The organism is Microbacterium sp. LWO14-1.2, assembly GCF_038397715.1.
GTDB lineage: Bacteria > Actinomycetota > Actinomycetes > Actinomycetales > Microbacteriaceae > Microbacterium.
On the sequence record NZ_CP151633.1, the window covers coordinates 2,494,470 to 2,512,539 of the forward strand.

General features: G+C 65.8%; 19 protein-coding genes and 1 tRNA gene. 15 read left to right on the forward strand and 5 right to left on the reverse strand.

Annotation, left to right across the window (positions count from 1 at the left end; translation table 11 throughout):
* The first annotated feature begins 52 nt into the window (after positions 1 to 52).
* The 4 genes from MRBLWO14_RS11920 to MRBLWO14_RS11935 all read left to right on the forward strand — a co-directional run bounded on the left by MRBLWO14_RS11920 (position 53) and on the right by MRBLWO14_RS11935 (position 2,474).
* Complete coding sequence (locus MRBLWO14_RS11920; protein ID WP_341933377.1) at positions 53 to 1,099, forward strand: hypothetical protein; 1,047 nt, start codon at positions 53 to 55, stop codon at positions 1,097 to 1,099.
* A gap of 125 nt (positions 1,100 to 1,224) precedes the next feature.
* Positions 1,225 to 1,315 (forward strand) — tRNA-Ser (locus tag MRBLWO14_RS11925).
* A 477-nt stretch (positions 1,316 to 1,792) separates the two neighbouring features.
* Complete coding sequence (locus MRBLWO14_RS11930) at positions 1,793 to 2,032, forward strand: hypothetical protein (protein WP_341933378.1); 240 nt, start codon at positions 1,793 to 1,795, stop codon at positions 2,030 to 2,032.
* Positions 2,033 to 2,135: 103 nt separating this feature from the next.
* Complete coding sequence (locus MRBLWO14_RS11935; RefSeq protein WP_341933379.1) at positions 2,136 to 2,474, forward strand: hypothetical protein; 339 nt, start codon at positions 2,136 to 2,138, stop codon at positions 2,472 to 2,474.
* Between the two features lie 69 nt (positions 2,475 to 2,543).
* Here MRBLWO14_RS11935 and MRBLWO14_RS11940 read toward each other — a convergent pair whose 3' ends face one another.
* The 4 genes from MRBLWO14_RS11940 to MRBLWO14_RS11955 form a co-directional block, all read right to left on the reverse strand.
* Positions 2,544 to 4,085 (reverse strand): long-chain fatty acid--CoA ligase, encoded by a 1,542-nt coding sequence (locus MRBLWO14_RS11940; protein ID WP_341933380.1) that lies wholly within the window; start codon positions 4,083 to 4,085, stop codon positions 2,544 to 2,546.
* Between the two features lie 66 nt (positions 4,086 to 4,151).
* Positions 4,152 to 4,604 carry a MaoC family dehydratase gene (locus MRBLWO14_RS11945; protein WP_341933381.1) on the reverse strand — a complete coding sequence of 151 codons (453 nt, stop codon included), beginning with the start codon at positions 4,602 to 4,604 and terminating at the stop codon, positions 4,152 to 4,154.
* Between the two features lie 19 nt (positions 4,605 to 4,623).
* The gene (locus MRBLWO14_RS11950; RefSeq protein WP_341936192.1) at positions 4,624 to 5,511 is read right to left on the reverse strand and encodes an amidohydrolase family protein; all 888 of its coding nucleotides are present in this window, start codon (positions 5,509 to 5,511) and stop codon (positions 4,624 to 4,626) included.
* Positions 5,512 to 5,516: 5 nt separating this feature from the next.
* Positions 5,517 to 6,449: an SDR family NAD(P)-dependent oxidoreductase gene (locus tag MRBLWO14_RS11955; RefSeq protein WP_341933382.1), complete on the reverse strand. Its 933-nt coding sequence runs from the start codon at positions 6,447 to 6,449 to the stop codon at positions 5,517 to 5,519.
* An 88-nt stretch (positions 6,450 to 6,537) separates the two neighbouring features.
* Here MRBLWO14_RS11955 and MRBLWO14_RS11960 point away from each other — a divergent pair, with 88 nt between their 5' ends.
* The 11 genes from MRBLWO14_RS11960 to MRBLWO14_RS12010 all read left to right on the forward strand — a co-directional run bounded on the left by MRBLWO14_RS11960 (position 6,538) and on the right by MRBLWO14_RS12010 (position 17,351).
* Complete coding sequence (locus MRBLWO14_RS11960) at positions 6,538 to 7,017, forward strand: MarR family winged helix-turn-helix transcriptional regulator (RefSeq protein WP_341933383.1); 480 nt, start codon at positions 6,538 to 6,540, stop codon at positions 7,015 to 7,017.
* Positions 7,018 to 7,132: 115 nt separating this feature from the next.
* A complete protein-coding gene (locus tag MRBLWO14_RS11965) occupies positions 7,133 to 8,788 on the forward strand; it encodes an ABC transporter substrate-binding protein (RefSeq protein ID WP_341933384.1) in 1,656 nt (551 codons plus the stop codon).
* A 38-nt stretch (positions 8,789 to 8,826) separates the two neighbouring features.
* On the forward strand, positions 8,827 to 10,512 hold the full coding sequence (locus MRBLWO14_RS11970; RefSeq protein WP_341933385.1) for an amidohydrolase family protein: 1,686 nt from the start codon (positions 8,827 to 8,829) through the stop codon (positions 10,510 to 10,512).
* Complete coding sequence (locus MRBLWO14_RS11975; RefSeq protein ID WP_341933386.1) at positions 10,509 to 11,042, forward strand: DUF3237 domain-containing protein; 534 nt, start codon at positions 10,509 to 10,511, stop codon at positions 11,040 to 11,042. Before MRBLWO14_RS11970 ends, MRBLWO14_RS11975 begins: the two co-directional genes overlap by 4 nt.
* Before the next feature lie 32 nt (positions 11,043 to 11,074).
* Entirely contained in the window at positions 11,075 to 11,668 is a 594-nt protein-coding gene (locus tag MRBLWO14_RS11980; protein WP_341933387.1) for a hypothetical protein, read from the forward strand.
* A gap of 207 nt (positions 11,669 to 11,875) precedes the next feature.
* Complete coding sequence (locus tag MRBLWO14_RS11985; RefSeq protein WP_341933388.1) at positions 11,876 to 12,244, forward strand: hypothetical protein; 369 nt, start codon at positions 11,876 to 11,878, stop codon at positions 12,242 to 12,244.
* Positions 12,244 to 13,671, forward strand: a complete 1,428-nt coding sequence (locus tag MRBLWO14_RS11990) for an amidase (RefSeq protein WP_341936193.1) — start codon at positions 12,244 to 12,246, stop codon at positions 13,669 to 13,671. The genes MRBLWO14_RS11985 and MRBLWO14_RS11990 overlap by 1 nt, the downstream gene beginning before the upstream one ends.
* An 89-nt stretch (positions 13,672 to 13,760) precedes the next feature.
* Positions 13,761 to 14,687, forward strand: coding sequence for an ABC transporter permease (locus MRBLWO14_RS11995; RefSeq protein ID WP_341936194.1), 927 nt, complete (start codon positions 13,761 to 13,763; stop codon positions 14,685 to 14,687).
* A complete protein-coding gene (locus MRBLWO14_RS12000; protein WP_341933389.1) occupies positions 14,684 to 15,547 on the forward strand; it encodes an ABC transporter permease in 864 nt (287 codons plus the stop codon). The genes MRBLWO14_RS11995 and MRBLWO14_RS12000 overlap by 4 nt, the downstream gene beginning before the upstream one ends.
* Positions 15,544 to 16,554 (forward strand): ABC transporter ATP-binding protein, encoded by a 1,011-nt coding sequence (locus tag MRBLWO14_RS12005; protein ID WP_341933390.1) that lies wholly within the window; start codon positions 15,544 to 15,546, stop codon positions 16,552 to 16,554. Before MRBLWO14_RS12000 ends, MRBLWO14_RS12005 begins: the two co-directional genes overlap by 4 nt.
* Positions 16,503 to 17,351, forward strand: a complete 849-nt coding sequence (locus MRBLWO14_RS12010; protein ID WP_341933391.1) for an ATP-binding cassette domain-containing protein — start codon at positions 16,503 to 16,505, stop codon at positions 17,349 to 17,351. The genes MRBLWO14_RS12005 and MRBLWO14_RS12010 overlap by 52 nt, the downstream gene beginning before the upstream one ends.
* A gap of 6 nt (positions 17,352 to 17,357) precedes the next feature.
* Here MRBLWO14_RS12010 and MRBLWO14_RS12015 read toward each other — a convergent pair whose 3' ends face one another.
* Complete coding sequence (locus MRBLWO14_RS12015; RefSeq protein ID WP_341933392.1) at positions 17,358 to 18,062, reverse strand: helix-turn-helix domain-containing protein; 705 nt, start codon at positions 18,060 to 18,062, stop codon at positions 17,358 to 17,360.
* Positions 18,063 to 18,070 lie beyond the last annotated feature (8 nt).

Sequence of the window (18,070 nt, forward strand, 5' to 3'; positions counted from 1 at the left end):
GGCGTCGCCGGGACCCGGCGACCGGACAAAACCGCGGGGATACCCTGGGGAGATGACTCAGCCGCAGGGCGCCCTCCTCGTGGGCAGTGTGAACTACGACGATGCCGAGACGACGATCCGCACGGCGGCGGAGGTCCTCGGCACGCGGCTGCGTCGCATCCCCGACGGCGAGGTGGGCAAGCGCTTCCACTGGATCATGTTCCAGCCCGACGTGCTCGGCGAGGCGGAGGGGATCGAGCGCATCGGCGACGAACCCGTCCCGTTCCCGGCCGGGATCGATGCGCGTCCGCTGCGCATCGGCGAGGGGGTGGATGCCGCCGGCATCCGTCTTCCCGCCCTCGGCTACGCGGATGCCGCGATCGAGTCGTACGCGATCTTCACGCGTCTGCGCGGGGAGGGCGTCGTTCCGGAGGGCACCCGCTTCCAGGTCTCGCTGCCGACGCCGGTCGCGGTGGTGACCTCGTTCTTCTTCAGGGACGACCGCGCCGCGATCGCTCCCGTGTACACGGCCGCCCTGCGGCGTGAGCTCGACGGCATCCTCGCGGCGATCCCGCACGACGACCTCGCGATCCAGTGGGATGTCGCGAGCGAGATGGGCGTGATCGAGGCCGCGCCCGCCTTCGGTCGTGTCATGGACGTGTGGTGGGAGGGAGACCCGTTCCCCGGGCTCGTCGCCCAGCTCGCGGAACTCATCGACGCCGTTCCGGTAGACGTCGAGGTCGGCGTGCACCTCTGCTACGGCGACGTCGCCGAGAAGCACTTCTTCGAGCCGACGGATGCCGGGAACCTCGTGCGCTACGCGAACGCCGTGGTCGCGGCATCCGGGCGCGAGCTGACCTGGCTGCACCTGCCCGTGCCGATCGAGCGCGACGACGACGCGTACTTCGCGCCGCTCGCCGACCTCGCCTACGGCGGCGAGCTGTACCTCGGCCTCGTGCACCGCGAGGACGCCGCGGCCGGGGCCGAGAAGCGCATCGCGGTCGCGCAGCGGTACGTGCCGGAGTTCGGCGTCGCGACCGAGTGCGGCATCGGACGCGCGCCCGCGGGCACGACCGAGGGCATCCTGCGCACGCACGCGGAGGTCGCGCTGCCCTGGTGAGGCGGGGTGCGCGGGTTGGGTCGCGCCTGTTACGGGGTGAGGTGGCGCCCCCGTGCGGGAATTCCGCGAGGATTTGGAAGGATGCCGATTCGCGCCGCGGCGCGCGGTGTCGTAAGCTTGTCCGCGGTGACGTGTCCGAGCGGCCGAAGGTGCAACTCTCGAAAAGTTGTGTAGGGTAACCCCCTACCGTGGGTTCAAATCCCACCGTCACCGCCACCACGAAGGCCCCGAATCCCGTTGAAAAGACTGGGATGCGGGGCCTTTGTCCTGCTCCGATCGGGGCGTGCGGTAACGCAGCAGTAACGCGAGCCAGGGTGGGGTTCTCGCCGCAGATCCGCCCGGGTCGGCTCAATCGCTACGTATGCCGCCATCGACGACGCCGTGCCTCGGGGCAAACCCAGTAAAGACGAGGCGGCTCGACCAAGATGACGGCGAAGATCCCAAGATTTTCGGCGAGGGTCTATCAGGGGTTGTTGCGGGATGGTTACGACTGTTGAAGTTGCGGGTGAGAGTTCAGTCTGATCGCATCGCGCTAGCGGCAGCTGCGCTCGTGACGGCGGAATAGATGTGGGGAATGACGCGCGCAGCGTTTGCACTCCCCTCGCCGCGCTGACGGGATTCCGACTGTCGCATCTCCGGCCCGGCGGTTCCCGCTGGCTGAATCGGGTGTACCCCATCAGGTTCGCTCGAGCCGTGCACTTCCCCGTGATGATCTACTTCGCGCTGTTCATTCTCGTCCACGTCGTTCTCGTCCTCGCGACAGGGGCTCTGCGCAACCTCAACCACATCTACGCAGCCGACGACTCGGCGAGCTGGCTCGGCCTCGGGCTGTTCCTGGCGTCGCTCGCGGTGATGGGCGGTGGCGTTCACGCCGCTCGACCCGTGGTGATCGCGGGGATCGCGCAGCTCTTCGGCAAGGTGTCCGGTCGCTGACAGCAAGTCGACGATCTCAACGCCGAACACAAACGCCGCCAAAAGCCCGAAAACGAGTTTCTTCTTCATCGAACCCGATGTGTGGGACGTGTTGGACATCGGCATGGAGCCGCTCCGTGAACGGGGCACGCAGATGCTCCCCGAGATCCACGAGAACTTCCGCGTCCAGCTCGCGATGTCCGTACGCGGACACTGGGGGTACGGTGTCGCGCTTCCGATGCTGATGTTGCACGCGCTCATGGCCGGAAGAACCGATCGGTTGCGCAGCTGGCTGGAGATCTGCCCCCGCAAGCAGTTCACGACGCTCGACATGCATGATGGAATCGGCGTCGTGGATGTGGCGGGGCTGCTCTCCGACGAGGAGACGGCGATGCCGACGACTCCGTGCTCACGCTCCGGTGGGCGAAGGGTGATCATGAGGCGATTCTCATCGCCGACATGATGCGCCTTGTCCGGCTGAGACCCGCGTGCTTGGGTGCCGTCGACGAATAGGGCCCTGAGACCCCTGCCGTTACCGCGGAAACAGCCCGCGCAGTTCGTGCTTTCGCACTTTGCCCGAGGCGGTTCGAGGCAGTGAGCCGACGATCTCGACACGGGTGGGCAGCTTGTACCGGGCGACACGTCCTTCCAGCGTGCCGCGAATGGTGTCGAGCGTAATGTCGAAGCCATCTCGAACCGTGAGGACCGCGATCGGCACCTCGCCCCACCTCTCGTCGGGGACGCCGATCACGGCAGCTCCGGTCACCCCGTCGATGTCCGCGATGAGCGATTCGATCTCGGCGGGATAGATATTCTCCCCTCCGGAGATGATCATGTCCTTCAGTCGGTCGGAGATGTAGAGGTAGCCGTGGTCATCGACGTATCCGAGATCACCTGAGCGGAACCATCCGTCGGCGGTGAGCGAGGCGGCAGTCGCATCGGGAAGGCCGTGATAGCCCGCGAAGACATTGGGACCCGCGACCTGGATCTCGCCGACGATCCCCGTCTCGACGGCCCCGCCACTCTCGTCGACGACCCGCACGTCGGTGAAGAAGTGCGGAAGACCGACGCTGCCGAGCTTATGCGCCGTCATGTCAGGAGACAATGAGGTCGCGCCCGGTGAGGTCTCGGTCATCCCGTAACCCTGGGAGAACGACATCCCGCGCTCTTCATAGGCGGCGAGGATGCGCGAGGGCACCGCAGACCCTCCGCAGGTCAGCTTGTCGAGACTCGACAGGTCGGTCGAGCCCCATTCGGGGTGATCCACCAGGAGCTGGAACGTGGTGGGGACTCCGGACAGCATCGTCACTCGGTAGCGCTCGACCAGATCCAGCGCCGTGCCGGGATCGAAGCCCTTCTCGAGAACGAGGGTGCCGCCCTTGAGGAGAACCGGCAACGCGCCCATACCCAATGCTGCGACGTGGAACAGTGGCGAGATCATCAGCGCGACATCATCGGAGGAGACGTCGTAGTCGATGAGGTTGTTCACGGCCACCGCGGTGAGGTTCGCGTGTGTGAGCACGGCGCCTTTGGCCCGGCCTGTGGTTCCGGAGGTGTAGACGATAGCTGCGGGAGTGTCGTCGTCTGCGGCATGCAACGGCGGTATGTCTGTGGCCTGCTCGATCAGCCGCGCAAGGCCGAGGGTGCCATCGCGGCCCGAAGAGCCGGTGCGGATAACATGGGCCGGGGCTCCGGAAGCGGTGAGCAGACGCTCGAGCCGATGGGCGAACTCCGGATCGTGGATCAGGATGCGAGCGCCACTGTCGGAGAGGACATGTTCGATCTCGGGGATCGCGAGGCGAGTGTTGACGGGGACGAATACGGCGCCGATACGTACCGCCCCGAACAGCGTGATCAAGAAGTCCGGGCTGTTCTCGCCGAGATAGGCGACGCTGTCGCCCTCACGCACCCCGCGTGCAACGAGGACTTGCGAGACGCGCTCCGCCGAGTGTGCGAGCTGCGAGTATGAGAGCCGCTGCCCGTCTCCGAAAACGATCGCCGTCTTGTCGGGGTTTCGCAGACGGCGGCGAGGGAGCCAGGCACCCAATCCTTTTGTGTGCATCATTCTGTTCATCGAGGTAGGGCGCATCCTCGCGCCGGGGTGGAGCCGGCGCGAGGCGGATGCCGAGCGCCGGGGGTATTACGCGTAGAAGCGGTACAGACTCCGTGTGGCGACGGCGGGCTTGACGGCACCGTGGATCTCGATGGTGTGGTCGACGGAGAGTTGGTAGCCTCCCGGGATTTCGGTGACCTCGGCGATCACGGCGTTGCCGCGCACCTGAGCGCCGACGACGACGGGGGAGATGAAGCGGACCTTGTCAAGACCGTAGTTGACCCTGGTGGAGACGTCTTCGACGTCGAAAAGCTCGGTCCAGAACTTGATGACGAGCGACAGGGATAGGAAGCCATGGGCGATCGGCCTTCCGAAGGGGCCGTCTTTCGCGCGCTCCGGATCGGTGTGGATCCACTGGTGGTCGTCGGTGGCGTCGGCGAAGAGGTTCACGCGGTCCTGCGTGACCTCCAGCCACTCGGACCAGCCGAGATCGCAGCCGGCGAGTCCGTTGACATCGGCATAGGCGACGGTGGTGGTCATGATGTTCCTTTCGATGGTGTCAGCGTGTGAGACCGAGTAGGCGTGCGGCGTTGTCCTTGAGGATCCCTGGCATCACCTCGGGCTTGAGCGAGGTCTTCTCGGCGTCGCGCATCCAGCGTTCGGGGGTGAGGAGCGGGAAGTCCGATCCGAACAGGATGCGGGAACGGAGAAGCGAGTTGGCATGACTCACGAGGTTCTCGGGGAAGTACTTGGGGCTCCAACCGGACAGGTCGATCCAGGTGTTGGGCTTGTGGGTCGCTACAGACAGCGCCTCGTCCTGCCAGGGCACGGACGGGTGGGCCATGATGATCTGTAGGTCGGGAAAGTCCGCAGCCACCGGGTCGAGCAGCATCGGGTTCGAGAGCCCGAGACGCAGACCGCGACCGCCTGGCAGCCCGGCTCCGATGCCCGTCTGTCCGGTGTGGAAGAGGGCGACCATCCCGGCATCTTGCAGCACTTCATAGAGCGGATAGTAGGTCGAGTCACTGGGATCGAAGCCCTGGACGGTCGGGTGGAACTTGAATCCGCGGACGCCGTGTTCGTCGATCAGGCGCCGTGCGCGATCGACGGCTTCGCCGCTGAGGCGCGGGTCCACTGAGCCGAACGGGATCAGCACGTCGTTGTTGCGCGCCGCACCCCCGGCGATCTCCTCGCTCGAGAGCCCCCTGTGGCCCAGCTGTGTCGTCGCGTCGACCGTGAATACGACCGCGGCCATGCGGTGATCGCGATAGTACGCGGCCACCGAATCGAGATCGGGGCGCGGCCCCTCTGTCGAGAAGTACGCAGAGGCGGCGTCGGCGAGGTCGGTCGGAAGGGACGTGTGCCCGTGTCCATCGACTTCGATGTGCACGTGCATGTCGATGGCGGTGATCGACGTGAGGTCGATGGCCGACTCGTAGCGGGCCATGGTCATCAATCCTGGGGAACAGGACGCTGGAGTTCTGCGGGAAGCGGCGGGAACTTCTCGCCGACGTCCTGCAGCTGCTCGCCGATCAGCGTGGCGAAGTTCTCTTCCAGCGCGGCGGTCGTCCAGCCGCCTTCGCGGTACTCCGTGACCACGGGCTCGGGGTGGGACCACAACTGGATGCGGTCGCCGCCGATGCCGATCGCCTGACCGGTCACGCTGGCCGCGTCGTCCGAGGCCAGGTAGGCGATGAGTCCGCTGACGTCGTCAGCAGTGCCGAAGCCGAGGTCGTGTCGGAAGAAGTCCGGCATCGGCCGGCCTGCGGCATCCGCCTCGACGGCGGCGGCGAAGTACGGCACCGTCGCGGTCATCGCGGTGGCGGCGACGGGGATGACCGCGTTGGCGGTAATCCCCGCGCGACGGAGCTCGAGCGCCCACGTGCGCACCATCCCGACGATTCCCGCCTTCGCCGCCGCGTAGTTGGTCTGCCCGAAGTTGCCGCGCTGACCGGTCGGCGATCCGATGCAGATGATGCGGCCGGCGATCTCGTTCTCTCGCATATGGGTCACGGCGGCGCGGACGGTGGTGAAGGTGCCGCGCAGGTGAACATCGATCACGGTGTCGAAGTCGTCGTCGCTCATCTTCCACAGCACCGTGTCGCGCAGGACTCCCGCATTCGTCACCAGGATGTCGAGGCGCCCGAAGCTGGAGAGAGCGGCGTCGACAAGTGCCTGGGCGGTGTCTGCCGAACCGACAGGCGCCGCGACGGCGACGGCCTTCCCCCCCGTCGAGCGGATGTTATCGACAGCGGCGTCGGCGATGGCGGCATCGACGTCGTTGATCACGACGGAGGCTCCCTGACGTGCGAGTTCCTGCGCGTAGGCGAGGCCTAGCCCGCGGCCCGAACCAGTGACGATGGCGACTTTTCCGTTGACAGACATGGTGTCCTTTCGAATCAGGATGATCGAATCACACAATCATTGAGAAAGTCAATCAGTGTGTTCTCTCATTATTTGTTATCGTGACTTCGTGACCTCTCCGATCCCGACTGATGATGTGAGCGCGGCTGTCGACCGATTGCGAGGCAGCAGCCTCGGCGATGAGCTCAGCTTCCTGCTCGCTCGGACGAATGCCCTATCGCTCGCTGCGGGGAATGTGGCGCTCGCCGCGCACGGGCTGCGTGTGCGGTCCTACTCGGTGCTCGCGCTCGCCGCGTCCGGCGAGCGTCCGTCACAGCGCGAGCTCGCCGACTTCCTCCGGCTCGACCCCAGTCAGGTCGTGGCGCTCATCGATGACCTCCAGGAAGACGGTCTGGTCGAACGGCAGCCTGACCCACGAGATCGCCGCGCGAACGTCGTCGTCGCGACGGATGCCGGAGTGCGCCTGCACCGGATCGCCCACCGCTCGGCGCGTGCGGCGGAGGAGCGGTTGTACTCGGTGCTCGACGAGGAGACTCGGAGCCACCTGGCCGCGACCCTGCGCGAGGTAGCCTTCACGCCGCGCGACTGATGCATTTGTCCACAGAGTCTCGACAGCGTGATCCACGACAGGAGGCGGCGCTCTTGCTTTTTTAATAGCGAATGTTCTATAAAAGTCTGAACAGTCGCCCATCTGGAGGACAACCATGGCCGAACGCACGTCCCCTCGGTACCGCAAAGCATGGATGGCCGCGAGCCTCGCTGCCGGTCTGTTGTCCGTCACCGCATGCTCGACCTCGACAGGGCCTGCCGAGATCGAGGTCGAATTGACCGACCGTGCGCCGTCGGCCGCGGAGGCGGTGCCGGAGATCACGTGGAACCTCCCTGATGGTGAGCCGACGACCCTGGATCCCCGGGACTCCGCGACGTACTCGGGCGCGACGGTGGTCGCGAACCTCTGCGACCCGCTCTTGGCGATCGATGAGGACTACACGCTGCATCCGAACCTCGTCAGCTTCGAAGCCCCCGATCCCCTGACGCTCGTCTACACGATCGAAGCGGAGGCGACTTTCTGGGACGGCCAGCCCGTCACCGCAGACGACATCGTCTATAGCCTGGACCGAGCCGCAGACCCGGCGGCGACCACCTCCTTCCTGTTCGCGAGCGTCGCCGAGGTAGAGAAGACGGACGATGTCACGGTGACGGTTCGGTTTGCTCAGCCCGACGCGATGTTCAACGCGCAGATGGCGACGTTCGCGGGTGCTGTCGTCGAACGTTCCTTCGCCGAGACGGCCGGCGCATCGTTCGGGACCGCGGCGGGAGGGATCATGTGCAGCGGCCCCTACATGCTCGACGAGTGGCGCTCCGGAAGCGACATCACCATCGAGCGCAACCCCGACTACTGGAATGAAGATCTCCCGCTGCTCGTCGATCGTGCGAAGTTCACCTTCATCACCGACAGCACGGCCGCGACCCAGGCGTTGTCGACCGGCGAGATCGACGGCGCATACCGCATCGATCCCTCGGCGGTGCCGACCCTCAGCACAGCCTCGAACGGGCAGCTCTACTTCGGCCCGTCGATGGAGAGTCTGCAGCTTTACGTGGCGAGGGCGGACGGTCCGCTCGCCGACGTCGCCCTCAGGGACGCCCTGCAGAAGGCCGTCGACAGGGAGGTGCTCGCGTCCACCGTCTATTCTGGAGCAGCGGCGCCTCTATACACCACCGTGACCCCGCGTACGTGGCCGACCGCTCAACGCGAGCTCTACCAGAATGCTTATGACAAGTGGGCGGACGCGCGGGCATTCGATCCCAAGGCCGCGAAGAAGCTCGTCGCGGGCTCCGGCTATGCCGGGGAGACGCTGGTGCTGGGTGTGCCGACGGGACAGGCCACCATCTCGCGGGTGGCGCAACTGGTGCAGCAGGACGCCGAGGCTGTCGGCATCCAGATCGAGATCAAGGAGCTCCAGCCCCTCGACTACACGACCGCCGCGTATGACGCGGTCGTCCGCGAGCGCTTTGGTTTGGATCTGATGCTCGGCGAGTCTTTCAACGCGACGGCGGAGCCGCTGGAGCCGCTCGGATTCACCCTGACTGAAGGTGCACCGTACAACTACACACAGATCGCTGACCCCGAGCTCACCAGTCTCCTCGATCAGGCCCGAGCGGCTGTCGACCCCGAAGACCGCGCCCGCCTCGTGATCGAGGCGCAAGAGATCGGAGAGATGACGTCGGCCGCGATCCCGCTGCTGAGTCTCCACACCACGACGTTCCTCAACAACCGTCTCGGTGGCGCGATCACGTCATTCGCGTACATGTCGATGCCCTCTGTCGCCTACCTCGGCGGCACAGGTGACGGCAAATGAACCGGGGAGACCAGGCTCACGATGAGGAGAGGTCCGGGATGATCCTGACGAACGCGGTGATTCTCACCTCCGATGACCAGAGTCCCGCGGCCGACACCCTTGTGATCAGGGACGGCCGCTTCGACTGGGTGGGTCGCGCCTCCGATCTCCCCAGGAGTATCGATCTTCCTGTGGTGGATCTCGACGGGAGGGCGGTGATCCCCGGTCTGATCGATGCTCACTCCCACCCCGCGCTGGTCGCGATGAGTGGATGGCACGTACAGTTGCCCGAGACGCAGAGCGTGGATGAGCTCATCGACTTCATCCGCGAGTATGGGATGGCGCATCCTCAGGAGGACGAGCCGTACTTGTACTTCGAGTACTTCCCGACTGCTCTCCTCGGTGAGGGCGGTGCGACCAAGGAGCTGCTCGACCGTGCGATCTCCGATCGTCCGGTGCTTGTCCAGGACGCCGGCGATCATGCGAGCTGGGTCAACACCCGGATGCTGGAGCTCCTCGGTGTCGACGACACCACTCCCGACCCCGTGCCAGGCCTGGAACGATTCGCGAGGGATGCCCACGGACGTCCGACAGGCTACATATTCGAGAACGCGCATGTACGTTTCCTTCCGCGGATGTACGAGACCCTGGGCTGGACTCCGCCGGAGCAGCCGACCCCGGAGATCATCCGCCCGGTCTTGGACTTCCTCGGAAGCACCGGCGTCGTTGCCGTCTTCGACGCGCTCATCGAGACGCCGGAGGTCGTCGCCGCGATGCGTGAGCTGGAGAGCCGTGGCGACCTCCACCTGCACTACGAGGGAGCGGTACGGTTTCGAACTCTCGGTGATCTCCCCGAGGCGCTCGCGACGGTGTCTGCGCTCGATGACGACTCCGCGTCGAGCAGAGTGCGGGTACGCACCGTCAAGCTGTTCCTCGACGGCACGAATGAGCTCGGCAGCGGGGCCGTCCTCGACCCGCTGCTCAGCGAGGACAACGCCGGCCCGCTCGGCGCGATCCAGATGGAGCTCGACGACCTCGCGGAGTGCATGCGCCTGTGCAACGGGGCGGCCGTGGATCTTCACATCCACATGGTCGGTGACAGGGCCTTCCGCACGGCGTGCGACGCGGTGGAGCGTGCGCGCTCCCGGGCGGAGGCCGAGGGCGACAAGTGGAGCCTCCAGGTCACGTTCGCTCACTGTGAGCTTGTCGATCCGGCGGACCTTGCTCGACCCGCTGAGCTAGGGGTCATCGTCAACTGGACCAATCATTGGTCCGGCGGATACTTCGGGGAAGAAGCCGCACGCCATCTCGGTGCGCATCGCTGGGAGCGCATGTACGACTTCACCGCGATTGCCGACTCCGGAGCCCGGCTGACCTTCTCGAGCGATGTGGTGTCCGCCGCCGAACTCCACCGGGCGGCACCGTTCTTCGGCATGCAGATCGCCGCCACCCGCATAGATCCCGAAGTGCCTCTCGACCCTGAACGATTCGCCGAGAGCCGGCGTCCCGCTAGTACTGCCTCGCTGTCGATCGCGCAACTGCTGCGGGGATACACGATCGATGCCGCTGTGCAGCTGCGTATCGAGAAGGATTACGGCAGTGTGTCTCCGGGAAAACTCGCGAACCTCGTCGTGCTCAACATAGACCCGTTCGCGACCCCGGCCCACGAGCTCGCGACCGTTCAGCCGACGGCTGTCGTCTTCTCAGGCGCGGTGGTGTCGGGATCTCTGCCGTCGCCCCGGTGACTGCGCGCCCGGTCCGCCCGCCCGTCGGGAGGACTCCCCCGAAAGACCACGACAAAAGGAACCCCATGCCCGACCTGACTATGCCGTCCTTCGAGTTCGCCTTCGACATCCTCGTCGACATCGATGAGGGGTGGCACATCGGTGTCGGAGAAGACGAGAAGCTGTGGTTCACCCCCATCACGGGGGGGAGTTTCGAAGGGCCACGCCTCTCCGGCGAGGTGCTCTCGGGCGGCGGCGACTGGTCGGTGAAGCGGCAGGACACGACGCGTGTCGAGGCCCGGTATCTCATCAAGACGAGTGATGGCGTCGTGGTGGACGTCACCAACGTGGGCTACTTCCGTGCGACTCTCGAGGTCGAGGAGCTTCTCGAGGCAGGGCAGCCCGTCGAGGAAGGCTCGTACTACTTTCGTACGGCCTTCACTTTCCGAACGGATTCGCCCACGTACCGATGGTTGGCGGAGAATCAGTTCATCGGGGTGGCGAGCGATGAAGGCCAGCGGATCCGGATCCGCGTTTTCCAGCTGCTCTGACCGGGCGGGGTGTTACAGACGGAGGAGAGATCATGCCGAAGATCGTCGACCATGCGGCGCGCAGGCATGAGATCAGCGTGGCGGCGATGCGCGTGCTCGCCCGCAGCGGCCCCGACGGGCTGACGTTGCGTGCGCTGGCGCGTGAACTCAACGGCTCCATCACGCTGGTGACGCACTTCTATGCGGACAGGAAGACGCTCCTGGCCGGCATCATCGATGAGCTGTCGACGAACTACGACGATGATGTCGCATCGCTGCCTCTGACCGGCGACCGTGTCGAGGACCTGCGCGCGTACCTGCTGTGGATGGTTCCGCTGACGCCTGAGGAGATCGATATCGAGCGCTGCAGAGTCGCGCTCGTCCACTCCGCGGACAACAGCGCGATAGCGGGCTTCTTCGACTCGATGGAGGGCAGAGCCCGTTCGGCATTCCGGGCGAGGCTCGACGGTCTGATCGATGAGGATGCGATGGGGGAGGCGATCGACTTCCTTCGCATGCTCGTCAACGGAGCCGTGCTCTCCGCGGTCGAACACCCGCAGTACTGGACGGAAGAGCGTCAGCGAGCGGTGGTGGAGCGCGGCTTAGCGGCGCTCGGCCTGGTGGGTGAGCAGAGCGCGAACGGCTGACGATGATTATTTTGTGACGATCTCTATACAAACGGCGAGGTTTTTCGTAGAGTGCTTTCACCCGACCATGAGTGTGAGTACCCGAGGAGCACCGTGAGCACTATCCCAACCAGCGCAGAGCGCGCCGTGGCCCCTTGGAGCGAGATCGAGAGTCTCGTCGGACGACGGTTCGTCAGCGAATGGCTTGAGATCTCAGACGACGCCAGAATGCATTTCGAGAAGGCGTCCTACCTGGATCCGGCCGAGAGCCCGTTCGATCCTGCAGGATATCCGGAGGGCCTGGTGGAAGGATTCCACCTGCTGGCGCTCCTGGATCACCTCGTGGGCCAGGTGTCGTACGTGGAGGCGGACGCGTGGACGGGGTGGAACTACGGTCTCGATCGAGTCCGGTTCACGTCTCCGGTGACCATCTCCGACCGTGTGCGAGTCGCGGGTGAGATCACGCAGTTGCAGCCTCGAGCCGGCGGCTATCTCGTCACCTACGACTGCGTCATGGAGATCGAGGGATCCGAGCGACCGGCGATGGTCGCGACGTGGAAGGCGCTGTGGAGCGTGGACGAGGAGGACGAGGCGTGATGTCGACGATTCCGCGCTCCGACGGACTCGCCTGGATGTCCGGTGCAGACGTGGCGTCCCTCATCCGCTCGCGCAGCGTCAAGCCGTCGGAGGTGGTGGCCGCCGCGCTTCAGCAGATCGATGAGCACGAAGCGCAGACGAACGCCTTCGTCACGGTCCTCGCCGAGCAGGCAATGGATCAGGCGGCGCGTGCGGACGACGAGGTGATGCGAGCAGATCCCGCAGACCTGCCTCCGCTGTTCGGCGTGCCGCTCACCGTCAAGGACCTCTCGGCCACAGCGGGGATCAGAACGACCTTCGGCAGCACGCAGTTCGCCGAGCACGTCCCCGATGCGGATTCTCTCGCAGTGGGCCGTCTTCGAGGCGCTGGGGCTATCCTCATCGGCAAGACGACCACCCCGGAGTTCGGGATGCTCGGAGTCACCGAGAGCGCACTCACCGGAGTCACCAACAACCCTTGGCGGCTGTCGCGCACCGCCGGCGGATCCAGCGGCGGTGCAGCAGTGGCGAGTGCATCCGGCATGGGACAGCTCGCCTGGGGCTCAGACGGCGGCGGGTCGGTGCGCATCCCCGCGTCCTACTGCGGTGTGGTCGGGCTCAAAGCCTCGCTGCGTTGGATCCCGGGTGAGCATCCTTGGGACTCGGCGGTGACCGACGGTCCGCTCACCCGTACCGTCGTCGATCAGGCTCTTCTGCTGGAGGTCACGGCGGGGCATCACCCAACGGCTCCGTTCTCGACGCCGTTGCCCGTCCGCGACTTCGTCAGCGCCATGCGCGCCCTTCCCGCCGACCTAGCCGGTGTCCGCATCGCCTACGCGCAGAGCCCGTCCGGTGCGGCCCCGAGTGCTGAGGTGGCCGCCGTCGTCCGTCGGGCCATCGACGTGCTGGCGGGCGCAGGAGCCGAGGTCAACCTCATCGAGCTGCCTCTGCCGGACCCGGTGGAGTACTTCATCGATTTCTGGGGTCCCGCCTTCCTCGATCCGAACGCTCCGCTGCCGCATCCCGCCATGCGCAGCGTCAGCGAGGCGGCGCAGCGGCTCACATTGGAGAGACACCTTCACACGGCTTCCGAGACTCGAGCCGAAATCACTCGGACCTACAACCGCGTGTTCGAGGAGTTCGATCTGCTCATCACTCCCACGAGCCCGGTGGCGGCGTTCCCGCATCCAGGCGCAGCGGGGGGCAACACCGAGATAGACGGGGTGCCCGTCGCGCACCCGGCGATCGACTTTCATCGGTACACCGAACCCGCATCTCATGCCGGGATCCCCGCGATCACGGTGCCGGCGGGGTTCGATTCCGACGGGATGCCTGTCGGCATGCAGCTGCACATGCCTCAGCATCACGACGCGCGGCTTCTGCAGATGGCCGCCGTCTGGGAGACGCTGCAACCGTGGGCTCACCTGCGCCCGGAGTTCCGGCTGTGACAGCGGGGATCGATGTGGGGCCATCGACCGCGAGCGTGCGGGCGATCGGAAGGCGCGCCTCTGCGGCGACCAGAGGGCGCCAACGGCTCGTGCGCTGGCTCGTGCTCCCCGTGGCGACGATACTCGTGACGTCGTTCCTCGTCTTCTCGGCGCTGTCCCTCACGCCGGGAGACCCGATCGCTCAGATCCTCGGGGGGAAGGCGACCGACGAGGCCCGCGCGGCCATGCGAGAGCAGCTGGGCTTGGACGAGCCGCTGATCGCGCGCTACGTCGAGTGGATCGGAGGTCTGCTGCGTGGAGACCTCGGCACCTCCTACACCTACCGGGACTCTGTCGTCTCCGTGCTCGCGCCTCGCGCAGAGGTCACTCTGCAACTCGTCCTCTACGCCGCCGTCCTGATCGTGCTGCTCGGTATCGCGCTCGGTCTGATCGGCGGGCTCACCCAGCGCATCAGGCCTGCGATCGCGGGACTGATCGCCCTGTTGATCTCGATACCGAGCTATGTTGCGGCGACGGCGCTCCTCGGGCTTTTCGCAGTGAACCTGCGGTGGTTTCCGAGCTTCGGCGCGGGCGCGCCCGGCGTGGATCGGTTCTGGCATCTGACCCTCCCGGCGATCGCGCTCTCGGTGTCGTGGATCGCTTACATGGCGCAGATCTCGATGGCGTCCATCGACGATCAGCGGTCGAAGGAGCATGTCCGTACAGCGATCGGCAGGGGACTGCCGCGACATCTGGTGATCGGGAAGCATGTGCTACGCAATGCCGGGGTCCCGATCGTCACAGCGACAGGTCTCACCCTCGCCGCACTCGTCGCGGGCAGCGTGATCGTCGAGACGGCCTTCACGCTCGACGGGATCGGATCCTTGCTCGTCCGCAGCGTGGGAACAAAGGATGTCCCTGTGGTCGCGGCGGTCTCCGTCATCGTCGTTGCCGTGTACGTGATCGTCATGGCACTGGTCGATGTGATCCATGTGCTCCTGGATCCGTCGCTCCGGTCCCGAAAGGGGAGAGCATGACACTCGCCGGGATCACCTCAGCTCTGCGCATTCCTCGATGGAGCCGGACACGCCTGCGTGCCCTGGATCCGTACACGATCTTCCTCATCGTCCTCTGCGGGGCGCTTATCGTGATGGCCGTGATCGGGCCGCTGGTCGCGCCGTACGCCCCGGAATCCACTGATCTCCTCGCCGCCAACCAAGGCCCGAGCCCGGCGCACCTCCTCGGCACGGATTCGCTCGGACGAGACCTGCTCTCCCGGATTCTCTGGGGCGCGCAGATCAGCTACGCGGCGGCTTTGCTCATCGTGTGCATCAGCGTCATCATCGGCACCTTCCTCGCTCTGCTGGCTTCCTGGTACGGCGGGTTCGTGGACAGTGCGACGTCCTCGGTTCTCAACGTGTTCATCGCCATTCCCGGGATGATCGTGGCCATCATCGCGGTCACGGTTCTCGGTGCCGGATTCTGGGCGCCCGTGCTGGCCATGGCATTCGCGAGTTCGCCCTATGTGGCGCGCGTGATCAGGGGAACTGCGCTGCAGGAGCGGCACCGCCCCTACGTCGAGGCGCTCGCACTCTCTGGAGTGTCGACCGTGCGAATCAATGCGCACATTCTGCGCGGTGTCATGCCGATCGTGCTCGCTCAGGCCACTTTCGGCTTCAGCGTCGCGCTGCTCGAGTTCGGTGCGCTGTCGTTCGTCGGACTCGGAGTCCAGCCGCCGACCGCGGAATGGGGGGCCATGGTCATCGCCGGCCGCACCGAGCTCCTCGCCGGGAATCCTCAACAGACGACAGCGGCCGGAGTCATGATCGTCCTCACCGTGATCTCTTTCACCCTCCTGGGGGAACGTCTGCAGAGGATGCTGGGAGCGAGTCGATGACACGCACAGAAGACCCTCGTCCCCCGCTTCTCTCGATCCGGGGCCTGGACGTACGCAATCGGGTCGGGCGCGAGCTCATCCCGGTCCTCAGCGGAGTCGACCTCGACGTGCGCCCCGGCGAAGCCGTCGGCGTCGTAGGGGAGTCCGGCTCGGGCAAGTCGATGACGTTGCGCGCGGTGATGGGACAGCTGCCCAAGGGCTTCAGCAGCGAGGGCACCATCCAGTTCGACGGTGAGGACGTCCTCTCGATGCGACCTTCGCACCTCGCGAGGTTTCGATCTCGTCGGGTGGGGATGATCTATCAGGATCCTCGAGCGCACATCAACCCACTGTGGACCATCGGCGACTTCCTCACAGAGGCGGTCGTGGCCGATCGTCGTCTCTCCCGCCGCGAAGCGCGGGATCGCGCCGGGCGACTGCTCGAAGAGGTGGGGTTCCGCGATCCTGTGCGGCAGATGAAGCAGTACCCCGGCGAGCTCTCGGGGGGTCTGCTGCAGCGCGTGATGATCGTCGCCGCCCTGATGCCCGAACCTCAGCTCCTGCTCGCCGACGAGCCGACCACCGCGCTCGACGTCACCGTTCAGGCGGAGGTGATGTCGATCTTCGGAGATGTGATCCGGGCTCACGATGTCGGGCTCCTCTTCGTGACCCATGATCTCGATCTCGCTGCGGCCACGACCGATCGGCTGGTGGTGATGTACGCCGGGCGTATCATCGAGGCGGGGCCGGCTCGCTCGGTGACGAGCACCCCGACGCATCCCTACACCTCTGCGTTGCTGGCTGCGCGTCCTTCTCTGACGAGACGCGAGCTTCCCGCCAGCATCCCGGGAGTCCCGACGCTCGCGTCGTCAGTGCACGATCGCTGCGCCTTCGCGGATCGATGCCGCTTCGTCGAGCCCGAATGCGTCGAGAGCGAACCGCGCTTGCAGCCGGTGGGCGACGACAGCGTGTCCGCATGCGTGCGGACTCACGAGATTCGAACCCGGCTGGAGAGGACCGCACAGTGACCGCATCTCTTGTCTCACTGGAACACGTGTCGAAGGTCTTCCCCTCTCCCGGAGGTGAGTTCCGAGCCGTCGACGACGTGAGTTTCGACCTGATGGCCGGCGAGGCGGTCGGGATCGTCGGTGAGTCGGGTTCGGGGAAGTCCACCACCGCGCGAATGATCGCGGGACTCGAGCGGACCACAGCGGGGCGGATCACCTTCTGGGGTGAGCAGACGAGACCCGCCCGGACAGCGGTCGCTCGCCGCGCCCAGGCCCGTCGAGTGCAGATGGTCTTCCAGGACCCGTTCGGATCCTTGGACCCTCGCCAGAAGCTCGGAGCGTGTCTCGCGGAGATCCTCGCCATCCACGGCACACCGGCCGGTCAATCGACGAACGAGTTCGCGCGCACGCTGCTAGAGCGTGTCGGGCTGGAGGCGCACCATGCCGATTCCTATCCCCGGCATCTGTCCGGAGGGCAACGGCAGCGATTCGCCATCGCACGGGCTCTGGCGCCGCAGCCGCACCTGTTGATCCTCGACGAAGCGGTCTCGGCTCTCGACGTCAGCGTCCAGGCGCAGGTGCTCAGGCTGCTCAGTGATCTCCGCGAGGAAACCCAGCTGGCGTATTTGTTCGTTTCACACGATCTGGCGGTCGTCCGTCAGATCTGCGATCGCGTTCTGGTGATGCGGGACGGAGCGGTCGTGGAGGAGGGCGGAATCGAGCAGGTGCTGGACGATCCTCAGGCCGCCTATACCCGCAGGCTCATCGAGTCGGTGCCGGTCCCTGGTTGGACGCCGCCGCAGCGCCAGCCTCGGTGAGGGAGGTCACGGGTCCTGCGAGTGAGCGACGACTTCGCAGGCATGCGAGAGTAGTGGGAGCACGTCGTCGAGCCGGAACGGGGTGACGGAGGCCAGGAGTATGCACGCGTCCGATCCGATGATGGGCACGTGAAGGGGGAGTGCAATGGTCGTCGCGCTCCCCCTATTCTCGTTGCTGAATGGTCTTGCGGCATCCGCGAGCAGATCGTTCCCCGCAGCGCCCCCCCTGCCTGCGTCGATCGCTCGGAGAGCGACGTCGTTGTTCTCATGCACGAACCCCGGAGGGGCGGCGACATGCATTCCGGGACGCTGCGGGCTGGCACTGGCGACGGTGACCAGGATGCCGTCCGTGTCGGCGATGATCATCGCCGAGCAGTCCGTCGCATCTGCGAGCTTTTGGAGCGTATCCCGCACGAGGCTTTCGATGGGCTCTGCGACCGCTCGAGCCAGCGCCGTGATGCCGAATCCGAGATAGTAGCGCTTGCGGTCGTCTCTGCGGATGAACTGCGTACGCAGGAACGGCCGCAATAGGCGATAGAGAGCAGTGCGCTGGGTGTCGAGCCGACGCGCGAGGTCGGAAGCGGACAGCCCCTCGGGATTCGCGTAGAGCTCCCAGAGCAGAGCGATCGACCGCTCCACCGTCGTCGAGGAATCGGACGTCGTCAACTCAGAGCGCCGCTTCCCGTGGGACATCACGAAGAAACTCGGCATCGCCATAG

Bases quoted from the DNA above. Each gene is read 5' to 3' on its own strand.
- MRBLWO14_RS11920 (WP_341933377.1), top strand. From the start codon at position 53: ATGACTCAGCCGCAGGGCGCCCTCCTCGTGGGCAGTGTGAACTACGAC.
- MRBLWO14_RS11935 (WP_341933379.1), top strand. From the start codon at position 2,136: ATGGAGCCGCTCCGTGAACGGGGCACGCAGATGCTCCCCGAGATCCAC.
- MRBLWO14_RS11940 (WP_341933380.1), bottom strand. From the start codon at position 4,085: ATGAACAGAATGATGCACACAAAAGGATTGGGTGCCTGGCTCCCTCGC.
- MRBLWO14_RS11945 (WP_341933381.1), bottom strand. From the start codon at position 4,604: ATGACCACCACCGTCGCCTATGCCGATGTCAACGGACTCGCCGGCTGC.
- MRBLWO14_RS11950 (WP_341936192.1), bottom strand. From the start codon at position 5,511: ATGGCCCGCTACGAGTCGGCCATCGACCTCACGTCGATCACCGCCATC.
- MRBLWO14_RS11955 (WP_341933382.1), bottom strand. From the start codon at position 6,449: ATGTCTGTCAACGGAAAAGTCGCCATCGTCACTGGTTCGGGCCGCGGG.
- MRBLWO14_RS11965 (WP_341933384.1), top strand. From the start codon at position 7,133: ATGGCCGAACGCACGTCCCCTCGGTACCGCAAAGCATGGATGGCCGCG.
- MRBLWO14_RS11970 (WP_341933385.1), top strand. From the start codon at position 8,827: ATGATCCTGACGAACGCGGTGATTCTCACCTCCGATGACCAGAGTCCC.
- MRBLWO14_RS11980 (WP_341933387.1), top strand. From the start codon at position 11,075: ATGCCGAAGATCGTCGACCATGCGGCGCGCAGGCATGAGATCAGCGTG.
- MRBLWO14_RS11985 (WP_341933388.1), top strand. From the start codon at position 11,876: ATGCATTTCGAGAAGGCGTCCTACCTGGATCCGGCCGAGAGCCCGTTC.
- MRBLWO14_RS11990 (WP_341936193.1), top strand. From the start codon at position 12,244: ATGTCGACGATTCCGCGCTCCGACGGACTCGCCTGGATGTCCGGTGCA.
- MRBLWO14_RS12000 (WP_341933389.1), top strand. From the start codon at position 14,684: ATGACACTCGCCGGGATCACCTCAGCTCTGCGCATTCCTCGATGGAGC.
- MRBLWO14_RS12005 (WP_341933390.1), top strand. From the start codon at position 15,544: ATGACACGCACAGAAGACCCTCGTCCCCCGCTTCTCTCGATCCGGGGC.
- MRBLWO14_RS12010 (WP_341933391.1), top strand. From the start codon at position 16,503: ATGCGTGCGGACTCACGAGATTCGAACCCGGCTGGAGAGGACCGCACA.
- MRBLWO14_RS12015 (WP_341933392.1), bottom strand. From the start codon at position 18,062: ATGCCGAGTTTCTTCGTGATGTCCCACGGGAAGCGGCGCTCTGAGTTG.